Source organism: Variovorax sp. MSC1_012, assembly GCF_023667525.1.
In the GTDB taxonomy this organism is placed as follows: Bacteria; Pseudomonadota; Gammaproteobacteria; order Burkholderiales; family Burkholderiaceae_C; genus Variovorax; species Variovorax beijingensis_B.
This window is the reverse complement of the sequence record NZ_CM174443.1, coordinates 1,158,442-1,172,426: the sequence shown is the minus strand read 5'-3', so window position 1 is coordinate 1,172,426 and position 13,985 is coordinate 1,158,442. Positions and strand designations below refer to the sequence as shown.

15 protein-coding genes are annotated in these 13,985 nt (G+C 67.1%); 10 read left to right on the top strand and 5 right to left on the bottom strand.

Annotated features, from left to right (window positions below):
- Positions 1 to 115: 115 nt before the first annotated feature.
- Genes L1081_RS05450 through L1081_RS05440 form a run of 3 tightly spaced genes read right to left on the bottom strand, consistent with a single transcriptional unit; the run spans position 116 to position 1,976 of the window.
- Positions 116 to 919, bottom strand: a complete 804-nt coding sequence (locus tag L1081_RS05450) for a PilW family protein (RefSeq protein WP_489415545.1) — start codon at positions 917 to 919, stop codon at positions 116 to 118.
- Positions 916 to 1,452, bottom strand: coding sequence for a type IV pilus modification protein PilV (pilV, locus tag L1081_RS05445; protein ID WP_489415544.1), 537 nt, complete (start codon positions 1,450 to 1,452; stop codon positions 916 to 918). The genes L1081_RS05450 and pilV overlap by 4 nt, the downstream gene beginning before the upstream one ends.
- Before the next feature lie 14 nt (positions 1,453 to 1,466).
- Positions 1,467 to 1,976 carry a GspH/FimT family pseudopilin gene (locus L1081_RS05440; protein WP_489415543.1) on the bottom strand — a complete coding sequence of 170 codons (510 nt, stop codon included), beginning with the start codon at positions 1,974 to 1,976 and terminating at the stop codon, positions 1,467 to 1,469.
- 198 nt (positions 1,977 to 2,174) lie between these two features.
- Between L1081_RS05440 and ribD the strand changes: the two genes are divergently transcribed.
- From ribD to L1081_RS05390, 10 genes are read left to right on the top strand one after another with little or no spacing between them, the layout of a single operon-like run.
- Positions 2,175 to 3,302 carry a bifunctional diaminohydroxyphosphoribosylaminopyrimidine deaminase/5-amino-6-(5-phosphoribosylamino)uracil reductase RibD gene (ribD, locus tag L1081_RS05435; RefSeq protein WP_489415542.1) on the top strand — a complete coding sequence of 376 codons (1,128 nt, stop codon included), beginning with the start codon at positions 2,175 to 2,177 and terminating at the stop codon, positions 3,300 to 3,302.
- 55 nt (positions 3,303 to 3,357) lie between these two features.
- On the top strand, positions 3,358 to 4,023 hold the full coding sequence (locus L1081_RS05430; RefSeq protein WP_489415541.1) for a riboflavin synthase: 666 nt from the start codon (positions 3,358 to 3,360) through the stop codon (positions 4,021 to 4,023).
- The gene (gene ribBA / locus L1081_RS05425) at positions 4,020 to 5,174 is read left to right on the top strand and encodes a bifunctional 3,4-dihydroxy-2-butanone-4-phosphate synthase/GTP cyclohydrolase II (RefSeq protein ID WP_489415540.1); all 1,155 of its coding nucleotides are present in this window, start codon (positions 4,020 to 4,022) and stop codon (positions 5,172 to 5,174) included. The genes L1081_RS05430 and ribBA overlap by 4 nt, the downstream gene beginning before the upstream one ends.
- 5 nt (positions 5,175 to 5,179) lie before the next feature.
- The gene (ribH, locus tag L1081_RS05420) at positions 5,180 to 5,650 is read left to right on the top strand and encodes a 6,7-dimethyl-8-ribityllumazine synthase (protein WP_489415539.1); all 471 of its coding nucleotides are present in this window, start codon (positions 5,180 to 5,182) and stop codon (positions 5,648 to 5,650) included.
- On the top strand, positions 5,647 to 6,192 hold the full coding sequence (gene nusB, locus L1081_RS05415) for a transcription antitermination factor NusB (protein ID WP_145744978.1): 546 nt from the start codon (positions 5,647 to 5,649) through the stop codon (positions 6,190 to 6,192). Before ribH ends, nusB begins: the two co-directional genes overlap by 4 nt.
- Complete coding sequence (locus tag L1081_RS05410) at positions 6,189 to 7,385, top strand: pyridoxal phosphate-dependent aminotransferase (RefSeq protein WP_489415538.1); 1,197 nt, start codon at positions 6,189 to 6,191, stop codon at positions 7,383 to 7,385. The genes nusB and L1081_RS05410 overlap by 4 nt, the downstream gene beginning before the upstream one ends.
- Positions 7,382 to 7,840: a YbgC/FadM family acyl-CoA thioesterase gene (locus tag L1081_RS05405; protein ID WP_489415537.1), complete on the top strand. Its 459-nt coding sequence runs from the start codon at positions 7,382 to 7,384 to the stop codon at positions 7,838 to 7,840. The genes L1081_RS05410 and L1081_RS05405 overlap by 4 nt, the downstream gene beginning before the upstream one ends.
- Positions 7,837 to 8,559, top strand: a complete 723-nt coding sequence (gene tolQ, locus L1081_RS05400; protein ID WP_012748214.1) for a protein TolQ — start codon at positions 7,837 to 7,839, stop codon at positions 8,557 to 8,559. The genes L1081_RS05405 and tolQ overlap by 4 nt, the downstream gene beginning before the upstream one ends.
- Before the next feature lie 16 nt (positions 8,560 to 8,575).
- Complete coding sequence (locus tag L1081_RS05395; RefSeq protein ID WP_012748215.1) at positions 8,576 to 9,013, top strand: ExbD/TolR family protein; 438 nt, start codon at positions 8,576 to 8,578, stop codon at positions 9,011 to 9,013.
- Positions 9,014 to 9,016: 3 nt separating this feature from the next.
- Positions 9,017 to 9,940: a TonB C-terminal domain-containing protein gene (locus L1081_RS05390; RefSeq protein WP_489415536.1), complete on the top strand. Its 924-nt coding sequence runs from the start codon at positions 9,017 to 9,019 to the stop codon at positions 9,938 to 9,940.
- Positions 9,941 to 9,963: 23 nt separating this feature from the next.
- Here the strand turns inward: L1081_RS05390 and L1081_RS05385 are convergent, their stop codons facing one another.
- Positions 9,964 to 10,350 carry a NirD/YgiW/YdeI family stress tolerance protein gene (locus tag L1081_RS05385; RefSeq protein ID WP_489415535.1) on the bottom strand — a complete coding sequence of 129 codons (387 nt, stop codon included), beginning with the start codon at positions 10,348 to 10,350 and terminating at the stop codon, positions 9,964 to 9,966.
- Between the two features lie 100 nt (positions 10,351 to 10,450).
- A complete protein-coding gene (dnaE, locus tag L1081_RS05380; protein WP_489415534.1) occupies positions 10,451 to 13,969 on the bottom strand; it encodes a DNA polymerase III subunit alpha in 3,519 nt (1,172 codons plus the stop codon).
- Positions 13,970 to 13,985 lie beyond the last annotated feature (16 nt).

Below are 13,985 nucleotides of genomic sequence, written 5' to 3'. Positions count from 1 at the left end.
TGCTGCGCCAGGTATTTGCCAGAAACACCGCGGAACCGGCTTTGCCGGGCCGCTGGTGTTGCCCCCTGCAAGGGGGGTGGCGAAGCGACACGAAGTGCGCGAAGACTGGGGGTGGTCATAAGTTGCGCAGTGCGAACACCGTCGTGTAGACGCGGCGCAGCCTGCCGTCGCTGCTGGTCCGCGACGAGCCATCGCAATCGACGTAGCTGCCGCCCGGGTTGCTCCTCGACGCGCCGGCAAGCTGCAGGCACACGCGCACCGTGCGAACCCGATCGAAGCTCGCTACGTTCGCTGCCGTCACGTAGCGCACCACCCGTTCGGTTTCGGCATCGCCGATGCCGTACATGACATCGAAGCGTTCGACGCCGTCGATGATCGGCTGCGGCGTGGTATGGCCGCTGCCCATGCACCGCAAGGTGCCGTTGACCACGTAGAACTCGCTGGTGATCAGGCGCACGTTCGCAGGATCCGCGGGATTGCCGGGGGTGTACGCTGCGCCATCCGAGTCCTGGGCCACCTGGCCGAGGCAGTCGTGGAAGAAATCCGGGTTCGGCGCATAGCCGACCTTCAGCGTGTCGTTCACAGAACCGGCGGCCGCCTCCTTCCCCTTGATCGCGAAGAAGGCCGGCTCGCTCTCGAGCTTGGTGCCCGCATTGACGTCGAAGTAGTACAGCGGCCCGGTGGCATCGATCGGGAAATAGCCGGCCTGCCGGATCTGCTGGCCCAGCAGCCTGAATGCCAGCGCCGATGACTGGTGCAGCACATTGACGTCGTCGCCCGTCGCAGCGGTGCTGCGCGTGCCGAGCATGCTGGCCATCGCGGCCAGCACCACCAGCATGCCGATGATCAGCGCGACGAGGATTTCGACCAGCGTGAAGCCGGCCTGGCGCAGGCGGTGAGAGAAGGCTTTGTTGTTCATGGTTGGGGCACCGCGACGACGGCTTCCAGGCAGGCCTCGGTCGGGCAGTTCCAGGCCGAATCCGTTGCGATCGGGTTGACCGCAGCGGGCTCGTCCCAGGCGATGTGCACGAACAGCAGGCCGCCGACGGCCTTCTTGCTCTGCACGTCGGCCACGCCACCCGGCAACGCATTCGCCACCCTGTGTTTCCAGGTCCACAGATCGTGGACGGCCAGTTGGGCAGCGGTGCAACTGGCCTTGGCCCCCGCGCACGAGGGGGTGGGTTCGGTGTTGTCCGCCGCCGACCAGCCGGCCACATAGGGATTGGCCGACGCGGCGCCGCTCACGGGATTCGCGCGGATGCGATCGGCCATGTCGGCGGCCAACTGCGCGGCAATGTTCTGGTTGCTCGCGCCCACGCTGTCCGAGAGCACACGCAACTGGAAGCCGGCCAGCGCGAGCAGGCCGAACGAGAGCACGAGAATGGCCACCAGGGCCTCGATCATCGAGAAGCCCGCTTGGCCGCGCGGCGCGCGAATTGAATTGCTCGGCACGTTCCGCTCCCCCGTCAGCACCGCCGAACGCGCCAGCCGAGGGACACGCACACGACGACGTCGTTGGATGAACTGGCGCTTCCCACCGGATGGAAGCTGATGCGGGCGACGCTGGAAAAATGGCCCATCGGATCGAAAGCCATGGACCCGACCGCGCTTTTCTCGATCGCAACGCGCGTGTCGGGGTCTTGCCGCTGGAGGATTTCGAGCCCGTCGCCGCTGCCGACCACTGTTTCCCAGCCGCAGCTCCAGTCTGCGCCGCTGCACTCCGCGCGCTGCCGGATGGTCACGGCCTGCCCGCGCCGAGCCGCTTCTGCGCGGGCGTGGCTCACGCTCGCCATCAAGGCCGAAACCATGCCCTCGACGCGGTACTTCTCGATCAGGCTGTTGAAGCTGGGCAGCGCCAGTGCCAGCAGGATGGCCATCAGTACGATGACGACCATCATTTCGACCAGCGTGAAGCCGTGCGGCGTTGTGCGCTGGCGGAAATGCGTTCTCGCGGACGCGCAGAATCCGTTTTTCATGTTGTACCGTCCGCCGCCTCGCCGAAGTGGCTATAGCGGCAGACGTTTTCTCCCTGACGGCAATTTTTCCAAAATTCTATTTGTCCAATTCATATTGACCACCCATTGAACGACGGACGGTCGAAATAAACAGATCAATGGATCATCGGCTTCAATTGTTTTTAAATTGATTTACAAATAGATTTGATTTAATAAAAAATGACAAATGCAAATGAAATTGTGAATTTCATGGCCCAGGCCTTGGACCTCGCGCGCCAGGCCGGGCCGGAGACCGACCCCAATCCCCGCGTCGGTTGCGTCCTCGTGGACGCCAACGGCGCCGTGATCGGCCAAGGGCGCACCCAGCAGGTTGGCGGCCCGCATGCCGAGGTCATGGCGCTGCGCGATGCCGCAGCGCGCGGCCATTCGGTTGCCGGCGCCACCGCCTTCGTCACGCTCGAGCCCTGCGCGCACCATGGCCGCACCGGCCCCTGCTGCGATGCGCTGGCGGCGGCCGGCATCGGCCGGGTGGTGGCGTCGTTGGCGGACCCCAACCCGCTGGTGGCCGGCCAGGGCTTCGAACGGCTGCGCGCCGCGGGCGTGGCGGTCGAGGTGGGGCCGGGCGCGGAGGAAGCGCGCGAACTCAACATCGGCTTTTTCAGCCGCATGGTCCGCAAGACGCCCTGGGTGCGGCTCAAGGCCGCGGCCTCGCTGGACGGCAAGACCGGCCTGCGCAACGGCGTGAGCCAATGGATCACCTCCGAATCGGCGCGTGCCGACGGCCATGCGTGGCGGGCGCAGGCCAGCGCGGTGCTGACCGGCGTGGGCACGGTGCTGGAGGACGACCCCCGGCTCGACGTGCGGCTGGTGGAAACCACGCGCCAGCCGCACGTGGTGGTGGTCGACAGCCAATTGCAGACGCCGCCCGGCGCGCGGATCTTCATGGCCGGCCGCCCCGTCTGGATCTACGCCGCCGCGCAGGACGACGCCAAGGCCGCGGCGCTGGAAGCGCGCGGCGCCACCATCGCCTACCTGCCCAATGCGCAGGGCAAGGTCGACCTGGCGGCGATGCTGCGGGACCTGGCCCGCCGCGAGGTCAACGAGCTCCACGTCGAGGCCGGCCACAAGCTCAACGGCTCGCTGCTGCGCGAGGGCCTGGTCGACGAGCTGCTGGTGTACCTGGCGCCCAGGCTCATCGGCGACGGGCTCGACATGGCCTCCGGCATCCACGCCGGCGGGCCGCTGGCCGACCTGGCCGGCGCGCTGCCGCTGGAGTTCAGGACCATCGAGCGGATCGGGCCGGACGTCCGGATCGTGGCCCGGGTCGCCGGAAGGGACGCTTTCTAGCGGGCGAATGCAGGCCCCCGCCGGGCGGACCCAGGATGTCTGCGAAAATGCGCGGATGTTCACCGGAATCATCACCGGCGTGGGGCGCATCGCCGCCATCCACGACCTCGGCCCCTCCTCCTCCTACGGCAAAAGACTCGGCATTGCGGTGCCCGACGGCTATCTCGACGACGTCGGGCTCGGCGACAGCATTGCGCTCAATGGCGCGTGCATGACCGTGACCACGCTCGACCCCGCCCAGCAGCAGTTCACCATCGACATTTCGGCCGAATCGCTCGACAAGACCGCGGGGCTGACCGAAGAAGGCGCCCGCATCAACCTCGAGAAGGCGCTGCGCGCCAGCGACCGGCTGGGTGGCCACATCGTCTCCGGCCATGTGGACGGCATCGGCACGGTCAGCCACTTCGCGCCGGTCGGCGAAAGCTGGGAGCTGCGCGTGGTGGCGCCGCCCGCGCTCGCGCGCTTCCTGGCCTACAAGGGCTCGATCACGATCAACGGCGTGAGCCTGACCGTCAACAGCGTGAGCGACATCGAAGGCGGCGCGGAGGTCAGTATCAACCTGATCCCGCACACCGTCGAAAACACTTCGCTGGGCAGCCTGCAGGCCGGCTCGAAGGTCAATCTAGAAATCGATACCGTGGCGCGCTACGTGGAGCGCATGCTCCAGGCCGGCGTCCTGGTGCCGACTCCTTCCACGTATTCCAAGGACACAGCCGAATGAACGCTTCCGTCACGCCCATCGGCGCTCCCCGCGGCACGCGGTCGCCCGCGCCGATTTCCTCGGTCGAGGAGATCGTGGCCGAGCTCGCCGCCGGTCGCATGGTGATCCTGGTGGACGAGGAAGACCGCGAGAACGAAGGCGACATCGTCATTGCGGCCGACCACATCACGCCCGAGGCCATCAACTTCATGGCGCGCCATGCGCGCGGGCTGATCTGCCTCACGCTCTCGCGCGAGATGTGCGAGAGGCTGCAGCTGCCGCCCATGGTGTCGCGCAACGGCGCCAAGCATTCGACGGCCTTCACCGTTTCCATCGAGGCGGCCGAAGGCGTGACCACCGGCATCTCGGCCGCCGACCGTGCACGCACCGTGCAGGCGGCGGTGGCGCGCAACGCCGTGGCCAGCGACCTGGTGCAGCCCGGCCACATCTTTCCGCTGCAGGCGGTGGACGGGGGCGTGCTGATGCGCGCCGGCCATACCGAAGCCGGCTGCGACCTGGCCGCAATGGCCGGCTGCTCGCCCGCCTCGGTGATCTGCGAGGTGATGAACGAAGACGGCACCATGGCGCGCCTGCCCGACCTGCAGGTCTTCGCGGCCGAGCATGGCCTGAAGATCGGCACCATCGCCGCGCTCATCGAACACCGCAGCCGCACCGAATCGCTGGTCGAGAAGGTCGGCTGCCGCGAGATCCAGACCGCCTGGGGCAGCTTCACCGCCCATGCCTTCACCGACAAGCCGAGCCGCGGCGTGCACCTGGCGCTGGTGCGCGGCCAGTGGGCGCCGGAAGACACGGTGTCGGTGCGCGTGCACGAGCCGCTGTCGGTGCTCGATGCGCTCGAAATCAACCGCTCGCTGCACTCGTGGAGCCTGGACGCCAGCCTCGCGCACATCGCGAACGAAGGCAAGGGCGTGGCCGTGCTGCTCAATTGCGGCGAAACGGCCGGGGAACTGCTCGCGCAATTCGACGGCACCGCGCGCCCTGCGCAAGCACCCGAGCGCGGCCGCATGGACCTGCGCAGCTACGGCATCGGCGCGCAGATCCTGCGCGAATGCGGCGTGCACAAGATGAACCTGCTCGGCACGCCCCGCCGCATGCCGAGCATGGCCGCAGGCTACGGCCTCGAAATTGCCGGCTACCTCACGAAAGACTGACCACCATGCAAGGTGCAAACAAGGGCGCTGACAACAACACGCCGCTCGACGGAAAAGGCCTGCGCATCGGCATCGTGCAGGCGCGCTTCAACGCCGACATCACCGATGCGCTCGCCGCCGCCTGCCTCGCCGAGCTCGAGAAGCTGGGCGTGGCCGCTGACGACATCCATCATGTGCAGGTTCCGGGCGCACTCGAAGTGCCGGTCGCCCTGCAGGCCATGGCCGTGCGCGGCGGCTACCACGCGCTGGTGGCACTGGGCTGCATCATCCGCGGCGAGACCTACCACTTCGAACTGGTGGCCAACGAATCGGGCGCGAGCGTGAGCCGCGTGGCGCTCGACCATCGCCTTCCCATCGCCAACGCGATCCTCACGACCGAAAACCTCGAGCAAGCCGTCGCCCGACAGACCGACAAGGGCCGCGATGCGGCCCAGGTGGCTGTCGAGATGGCGCGGCTGCTGGCCTCCCTCACATGACCGAAGACAACAACAAGGCAGCCGGCGCCAAGCCGCGCCCGGCGCGGCAAGTGCGTACCGGCCTCACCAGCACCGGCGCGCGCAAGGCTTCGGCCAAGTCGAACCGCAGCCGCGCGCGAGAGTTCGCGCTGCAGGCGCTCTACCAGCACCTGGTGGGCCGCAACGACCCGACCGAGATCGACCACTTCACGCGCGACCTCGCGGGCTTCCACAAGGCCGACGCCGCGCACTACGACGCGCTGCTGCACGGCTCGATCGAAGGCGCCGAGCAGCTCGACGCATTGATCCGCCCGCTGCTCGACCGCAAGTTCGAGGAGATTTCGCCGATCGAACACGCCGTGATGTGGATCGGCGTGTACGAGTTCCAGCACTGCCTGGACGTGCCATGGCGCGTGGTGCTCAACGAGTGCATCGAGTTGGCCAAGGAATTCGGCGGCACCGACGGCCACAAGTACGTGAACGCCGTGCTCAATGGCCTGGCGCCGCAACTGCGCCCGCTCGAAGTGGAAGCCGACCGGGCTTCGGGGAAAGCGAAGGCATGAGGATCTCGGCGCGCGCACAGCGCATCGAACCTTTCTACGTGATGGAAGTGGCCAAGGCCGCCGGCGTGCTCGCACGCGAGGCGGCGCACACCGACCGGCCGATGATCTTCCTGAACATCGGCGAGCCCGACTTCACCGCCCCGCCGCTGGTGCAGGAAGCCGCCGCCCGCGCCGTTCGCGCCGGTGCCACGCAATACACCCAGGCCACCGGCCTGGACCTGCTGCGCGAGCGCATCAGCGACTGGTACGCGCAGCGCTTCGGCGTCGACGTGCCGGCGCGCCGCATCGTGGTGACCGCGGGGGCTTCGGCTGCGCTGCAGCTGGCCTGCCTGGCGCTGATCGAATCCGGCGACGAGATCCTGCTGCCCGACCCCAGCTATCCCTGCAACCGCCATTTCGTGAGCGCAGCGGACGGCAAGGCCGTGCTGATACCCACCACCGCCGAAGAGCGCTTCCAGCTCACGGCCGCCAAGGTCGAGGCCGCCTGGACCGAGAAAACGCGCGGCGTGCTGCTGGCCTCGCCCTCCAACCCGACCGGCACCTCGATCGCGCCCGATGAACTGCGCCGCATCCACGAGGTGGTGTCGCAGCGCGGCGGCATCACGCTGATCGACGAGATCTACCTGGGCCTCTCGCACGACGACGCCTTCGGGCAGACGGCATTGGCCATCGACGACAACGTCATCAGCATCAACAGCTTCAGCAAGTACTTCAACATGACCGGCTGGCGGCTGGGCTGGCTGGTGGTGCCCGAGGCGCTGGTGCCGGTGGTCGAGCGGCTGGCACAGAACCTCTTCATCTGCGCGAGCACCGTGTCGCAGTACGCCGCGCTGGCCTGCTTCGAGACCGAGAGCATTGCCGAATACGAGCGCCGCCGCGCCGAGTTCAAGGCGCGCCGCGACTGGTTCATTCCGCAACTCAACGCACTCGGCCTGAACGTGCCGGTGGTGCCCGACGGTGCCTTCTACGCCTGGGCCGATTGCACCGCGGTCGCCGAGAAGCTGGGCATCTCGGGCAGTTGGGATTTCGCCTTCGAAACCATGAAGCGCGCCCACGTGGCCGTGACGCCGGGCCGCGATTTCGGCACGGCCGAGACAAGCAGGTTCGTGCGCTTCTCCACCGCCAGCTCGATGGCGCACCTGCAGGAATCGGTCGAGCGCCTGCGCGCCATGATCGCGAACCCCGCCCGATGACCTACGCGTTTCCGATCCGCGTCTACTGGGAAGACACCGACGCCGGCGGCATCGTGTTCTATGCCAACTACCTCAAGTTCATGGAACGCGGCCGCACCGAATGGCTGCGCTCGCTGGGCGTGGAGCAGCGAAAGCTGCGCGAGGAAACCGGCGGCCAGTTCGTGGTGAGCGAAACGCAGCTCAAATACCATCGCCCCTCCCGGCTCGACGACGAACTGCTGGTTACAGCCGATCTCCGACAACTGGGCACGGCGTCGTTGATAATCGGTCAGCGCGTGCTATCAAAAACAGAGCAAGAACGAACGGGAGCCGCGGCACCCGTTCTGCTGTGCGAAGGCACGATCCGCATCGGCTGGGTGGATGCCTCCACATTGCGTCCTGCGCGCCTACCGGCCCAAGTTGCGGGAACCCTCGAGCGCTGCGGCGGCTCCATGACTCAACCTTTCAAGCCATGAACCAAGACCTCTCCATCATCAATCTCCTGCTCCATGCGAGCTTCGTGGTGCAACTGGTCGTGCTGCTGCTCGTGATCGTCTCGATCGCCAGCTGGGCCGCGATCATCCGCAAGTACTTCGCGCTGCGCCGCATGCGCGCGCTCAACGACGATTTCGAGCGCGAGTTCTGGTCGGGCACCAGCCTGAACGAGCTGTTCGCCTCGGCCGCGCAGAACGCCAAGTTCGCGGGGCCCATGGAGCGCATCTTCGCCTCCGGCATGCGCGAATACCAGAAGCTGCGCGAACGCCACGTGAGCGACGCCCCCACGCTGCTGGACGGCGCCCGCCGCGCCATGCGCGCCAGCTTCCAGCGCGAACTCGACGCGGCCGAGCAGAACCTGTCGTTCCTGGCCACCGTGGGCTCGGTGTCGCCCTACGTCGGCCTGTTCGGCACGGTCTGGGGGATCATGCATGCCTTCACCGGCCTGGCCGCGCTCGCGCAGGTGACGCTGGCCACCGTGGCGCCCGGCATTGCCGAAGCGCTGGTGGCCACTGCCATCGGCCTCTTCGCCGCCATTCCGGCGGTGGTGGGCTACAACCGCTTCGCACGCGAGATCGACAAGATCGCGATTGCCCTCGAGACCTACATCGAGGAGTTCTCCAACATCCTGCAGCGCAACCTCTCGGCCAACCCGGCCGCGGTGGCGTCTGCAACTTCGGCTGCTCCGGCCAACCGCTGAGCGGAGGTTACAGCCCATGCCCGCAGTTTCATCCCGGGGCCGAGGCCGCCGCACGATCAACGAGATCAACATGGTCCCGTTCATCGACGTGATGCTGGTGCTGTTGATCATCTTCATGGTCACCGCGCCGCTCATCACGCCGAGCGTGATCAACCTGCCCTCGGTCGACCGCGCCAACAAGCAGCCCGACAAGCCCATCGAGATCGTCATCAAGAGCGATGACGAAGCGCAGATCAAGAAGGACCCGTCCACCGGCAGCGGCGGCACGTCCGTTCCCATGACCCAGATCGGCTCCGCGGCCAAGACCGCCCAGGGCGGCGACGACCAGCGCCCCGTGGTCATCAGCGCCGACAAGTCCGTGAAGTACGAAACCGTCGTGAAGGCGATGAACCAGCTCAAGCGCAGCGGCATCGAGCGCGTGGGCCTGTCCGTCACCACCACGGGCGGCAAATAAGGCATGTCGCTCGCACTGGATCGCCCCGAGTTCGCACCACCGCCGCAGCGCGGCACGCCGCGCGCGGTGCTGCTCGCGCTGGTTGCGCATGCGCTGCTGATTGCCGCGCTGACGTGGGGCGTGCGCTGGCGCAGCGATGCCGACGAAGGCGCCGTCGATGCGGAGCTGTGGTCTTCCACGGTGCAGCAGGCCGCGCCGCGCCTGTCCGCGCCGCAGGCACCCACGCCGGCTCCCGCGCCTCCGCCGCCTGCGCCTCCCCCGCCACCGCCGCCTCAGGTAAAGGCCCCCGAGCCCGCACCGCCGCCGCGTGCGCCGGACATCGCGCTCGAGCGCGAGAAAAAGCTCAAGGAAGAAAAAGAGCAGAAGGAGCGCGAGCTCGAGCGCCAGCAACAGCAGCGCAAGAAAGAACTCGAGGCCAAGCAGCGCGCCGAGGACGAAGCCGAACGCAAGAAGGCGCAGCAGCAAAAGCTCGCTGAGCAGCAGAAGAAGCAGCAGGAAGCCGAGGCCAAGCAGGCCGAAGCGAAGAAACAGCAGGAAGCCGCAGCCAAGCAGGCCGCGGCCGACCGCGCCGCAACGCTCAAGCGCATGCAGGGCCTCGCGGGCGCGAGCGGCAGCGACGATTCCAAGGGCACGGCCATGCGCTCGTCAGGGCCGTCGAGCGGCTATGCGGGACGCATCGCCGCGGCGGTGCGCCCGAACATCACCTTCCCCGATGCCGAGACGGTCAATGGCAATCCGGCCGCCGAGTTCGAAGTGAACCTGGCACCGGACGGCACCATCGTCGGCGTCAAGCTGACCAAGTCGAGCGGACTGCCCAGCTGGGACGAGGCCGCCGAGCGCGGCCTGCACAAGACCGACAAGCTGCCGCGCGACACCGACGGGCGCATCTTCCCGTCGCTGATCGTCTCGCTCCGGCCCAAGCGCTAGCCGCCAGCGGCGGCGCCCCCACCCTACCTTGCCGCGGCGACGCTCAGGCGCTTGACGTCGAGTTCGGCCTTGTTGCCGACGAGGTCCTTGTCGAACTCGCCCGAGATCTCGACGCGCACCTTGTCGTCGATCTTCACGCCCGGCGGGAAGTGCTTGGCATCGATCTCCACCTTCATGCGGCCGGTGTCGTCGGCAAAGGTGTAGTGCTCGCCGCCATCGTGCGAGACGATGAAGCCGCGCAGCGTGGCGTGCTGGTCATCCTTGCCGGTGTCGAGCAGCTGCTTGACGGTCATTGCCGGCACGCTGCTCGGGCCCGCGTACTGCGCGAACACCGACGACAAGGGCAGCGCCAGCGCAAGCGACATGCCGAGGGCCAGCGCGGTTTTCTTCAGGGTCTTGGTATGGGGCATGGTGATCGTTCCTCCTTCGAACGGGCTGACTAAAGAAAGATGGACAGCCCGAGCCGCCGATTGTTCCCGCTGGAGGAACATTCGGCGCCCCTGGCCGCGCTCACTCGTAGACGACCGAGGCCTTGCCGGCGTCCGCCTGCGCCGTCCAGCTCGCGAGCGCGGCGTCGGTCGGGAAGAACTTGGCGCGCTCGCCCAGCTGCAACTCGACCTGCGCGCCGCCGCGCGCCATCGACAGGCGCACCGGCAGCCCCTGCACGAGGTCGCCGTGCTCGCTCTGCTCGGTGCGCGGCGGAAAGTCTTTCACCAGGCGCGCGATGTCGGGCGCCTTGCCATTGACGGCCACCCGCAGGAATTTTCCGAAGCGGCAGCGTGCGGTGGCCAGGTCCCACACCTGCTGCACCTGGAAGCGGGCTTCGAAGCCGCCGCGGCCCGGCTGCAGCCGGCCGCTCACGATCACCAGTTCGTCGTCCTTCAAGGTGTTGCGGTTCGCATTGATCAACGCCTCGTCGGCAGTGGCGTCGATGGAATCGGACTTGTCGTCGAGCTTGAAGATCGCCAGGCGGCCGCGCTGGCCGTTGATCACGCGGAAGTCGCTCACGATGCCTGCGATCACCTGCTGTTCGCGCGTGTCCATGAGGTCGCCGATCTCGCGCTTGCAGAAGCGCCGCACCTCGTGCGCCACCTCGTCGAACAGATGGCCTGAAAGATAGAAGCCGACGGCCGTCTTCTCGAAGGTGAGCCGCTCCTTCACGCCCCAGGGCGTGGCGTCGACCAGCTCGGGCTCCTGCGTGGCCGAGCCGTGCTCGCTGTCACCGAAGATGTCGACCTGCGCGGCATTCGCCTCGGTGGCGGCCGCGAACTCGAAGGCGCGGTCGACCGAGGCGATGAGCGAGGCGCGGTTCTGCTGGATCGCGTCGAAGGCGCCGGCCTTGATGAGCGCTTCGACCGTGCGCTTGTTGATGCGCTGGCGGTCGATGCGCACGCAGAAATCGAACAGGCTCTTGAACGGCCCGCCCTCTTCCCGTGCGCGCACCACGGCCTCGACCGCGAGCTGGCCCGTGCCCTTGACGGCGCCCAGGCCATAGCGGATCACCTTGTCGGTGACCGGCTCGAAGCGGTAGTTGCCGCGGTTCACGTCCGGCGGTTCGAAGGTAATGCCGAAGTTCTTCTGCGCGTCTTCGAACAGCACCTTGAGCTTGTCGGTGTCGTCCATTTCCACGGTCATGTTGGCGCAGAAGAACTCGGCCGTGTAGTGGACCTTGAGCCATCCCGTGTGGTACGCCAGCAGCGAGTAGGCGGCGGCGTGCGACTTGTTGAAGCCGTAGCCCGCGAACTTCTCCATCAAGTCGAAGATCTCGTCGGCCTTGTCCTGGGGGATGCCGTGCGTCTTGAGCGCGCCCGCGCGGAATTTCTCGCGGTGCTCGGCCATCTCCTCGAGCTTTTTCTTGCCCATGGCGCGGCGCAGCAGGTCGGCGCCGCCGAGCGAGTAGCCGCCCAGGATCTGCGCGGTCTGCATCACCTGCTCCTGGTAGACCATGATCCCGTAGGTCTCGGAGAGCATCTCGGCCACGGCCGGGTGCGGGTACTCCACCTCTTCGCGGCCGTGCTTGCGCGCCACGAAGCTCGGGATCAGGTCCATCGGGCCCGGACGGTACAGCGCGTTGAGCGCAATCAGGTCCTCGAGCCGCGTCGGCCGCGCATCCTTCAGCATGCCCTGCATGCCGCGGCTTTCAAACTGGAACACCGCTTCCGTCTTGCCTTCGGAAAACAGCTTGTAGGTCTCGCGGTCGTCGAGCCTGATGTTCTCGTACGCGAAGTTCTCCTGGCCCTTGTGGCGCTTGACGATGAACTCTTTCGCGATCTCGAGGATGGTGAGCGTGGCCAGGCCCAGAAAGTCGAACTTCACGAGGCCGATAGCCTCCACGTCGTCCTTGTCGTACTGGCTCACGGCCGAGTCGCTGCCGGGCTGCTGGTAGAGCGGGCAGAAGTCGGTGAGCTTGCCGGGCGCAATCAGCACGCCGCCCGCGTGCATGCCGATGTTGCGGGTCATGCCCTCGAGCTTCTGCGCCAGCTCGACCAGCATGCGCACTTCTTCTTCCTTCTCGATGCGCGCCGCGAGCTGCGGCTCCATCTCGATGGCGTAGTTGTTCTTGTCGCCTTCCACCTTCGGGTTGGGCGGATATTGAATGGTGACGGGCTGGCCGGGCTTGTTCGGGATGAGCTTGCTGATGCCGTCGCAGAACATGTAGCTCATGTCGAGCACGCGGCCCACGTCGCGGATGGCGGCGCGCGCGGCCATCGTTCCGAAGGTGGCGATCTGGCTCACGGCGTCGCGGCCGTACTTGTCCTTGACGTAGTCGATCACGCGGTCGCGGTTGCCCTGGCAGAAGTCGATGTCGAAGTCGGGCATCGAGACGCGCTCGGGGTTCAGGAAACGTTCGAACAGCAGCTTGTATTCGAGCGGATCGAGGTCGGTGATCTTCAGCGCGTAGGCCACCAGCGAGCCCGCGCCCGAGCCCCGGCCCGGGCCCACCGGGCAGCCGTTGTTCTTGGCCCACTTGATGAAGTCGCCCACGATCAGGAAGTAGCCGGGAAAGCCCATGTTCAGGATCGTGTTGATCTCGAACTCGAGGCGCTCGACATAGCGCGGCCGCTCGGCATCGCGCCTGGCCGGGTCGGGGTAGAGGTGCGCCAGGCGTTCTTCCAGGCCCACGAACGATTCCTGGCGGAAGAACTCGTCGATCGGCATGCGCACGCCTTCGCTGACGAAAGGCGTCGGAAAGTCGGGCAGCTGCGGCTTGCCGAGCACCAGCGTGAGGTTGCAGCGCTTGGCGATCTCGACCGTGTTGGCCAGCGCGCTCGGCACGTCGGCAAAGAGCGCCTCCATTTCGGCGCTCGACTTGAAGTACTGCTCTTCGGTGAACTTGCGCACGCGGCGCGGGTTGCCCAGGATTTCGCCCTCCGAGATGCAGACACGCGCCTCGTGCGCCTCGTAGTCCTGGCGCTCGGCAAACTGCACCGGATGCGTCGCGACCACCGGCAGGCGCAGCCGGGCCGCGAGCTTCACGGCGGCAATCACATGCGGCTCGTCCTCGGGGCGGCCCGCGCGCTGCAGCTCGATGTAGAAGCGGTGCGGGAACATGCCCGCCAGCTGCAGCGCAACCTCGGCGGCGCGTTCTTCCTGCCCCTGCAGCAGCGGCGCGCCCAGCGGGCCGGCCTGCGCGCCCGACAGCGCGATCAGCCCGCCCTGCAGCTCCTGGAGCCATTCGAGCTTGCAGGCCGCCTGGGACTGGCCCCGGCCCACGTTCTGCGTCCAGGCGCGCGCCAGCAGCTCGGACAGGTGGAGGTAGCCCTCCATGTTCTGCACCAGCAGCACGATGCGGGTGAGCACGCCGGGCTCCTTGCCCAGGCCTTCGACGAAGATTTCAGCGCCGATGACCGGCTTGACGCCCTTGCCTCGCCCCTGCTTGTAGAACTTGACCGCCCCGAACAGGTTGTTCAGGTCGGTGATGGCCAGTGCGGGCTGCTTGTCGGCAGCGGCGGCCTTGACGACTTCGTCGATGCGGTTGGTGCCGTCGACGACGGAAAACTCGGTGTGCAGGCGCAGGTGAACAAACATCCGCCCATTGTAGAAA

What these genes read in the sequence shown, in the direction of transcription:
- L1081_RS05450 (WP_489415545.1), bottom strand. Translation starts at nt 919, where the DNA reads ATGAACAACAAAGCCTTCTCTCACCGCCTGCGCCAGGCCGGCTTCACG.
- L1081_RS05440 (WP_489415543.1), bottom strand. Translation starts at nt 1,976, where the DNA reads ATGAAAAACGGATTCTGCGCGTCCGCGAGAACGCATTTCCGCCAGCGC.
- ribD (WP_489415542.1), top strand. Translation starts at nt 2,175, where the DNA reads ATGACAAATGCAAATGAAATTGTGAATTTCATGGCCCAGGCCTTGGAC.
- L1081_RS05430 (WP_489415541.1), top strand. Translation starts at nt 3,358, where the DNA reads ATGTTCACCGGAATCATCACCGGCGTGGGGCGCATCGCCGCCATCCAC.
- ribBA (WP_489415540.1), top strand. Translation starts at nt 4,020, where the DNA reads ATGAACGCTTCCGTCACGCCCATCGGCGCTCCCCGCGGCACGCGGTCG.
- ribH (WP_489415539.1), top strand. Translation starts at nt 5,180, where the DNA reads ATGCAAGGTGCAAACAAGGGCGCTGACAACAACACGCCGCTCGACGGA.
- nusB (WP_145744978.1), top strand. Translation starts at nt 5,647, where the DNA reads ATGACCGAAGACAACAACAAGGCAGCCGGCGCCAAGCCGCGCCCGGCG.
- L1081_RS05410 (WP_489415538.1), top strand. Translation starts at nt 6,189, where the DNA reads ATGAGGATCTCGGCGCGCGCACAGCGCATCGAACCTTTCTACGTGATG.
- L1081_RS05405 (WP_489415537.1), top strand. Translation starts at nt 7,382, where the DNA reads ATGACCTACGCGTTTCCGATCCGCGTCTACTGGGAAGACACCGACGCC.
- tolQ (WP_012748214.1), top strand. Translation starts at nt 7,837, where the DNA reads ATGAACCAAGACCTCTCCATCATCAATCTCCTGCTCCATGCGAGCTTC.
- L1081_RS05395 (WP_012748215.1), top strand. Translation starts at nt 8,576, where the DNA reads ATGCCCGCAGTTTCATCCCGGGGCCGAGGCCGCCGCACGATCAACGAG.
- L1081_RS05390 (WP_489415536.1), top strand. Translation starts at nt 9,017, where the DNA reads ATGTCGCTCGCACTGGATCGCCCCGAGTTCGCACCACCGCCGCAGCGC.
- L1081_RS05385 (WP_489415535.1), bottom strand. Translation starts at nt 10,350, where the DNA reads ATGCCCCATACCAAGACCCTGAAGAAAACCGCGCTGGCCCTCGGCATG.
- dnaE (WP_489415534.1), bottom strand. Translation starts at nt 13,969, where the DNA reads ATGTTTGTTCACCTGCGCCTGCACACCGAGTTTTCCGTCGTCGACGGC.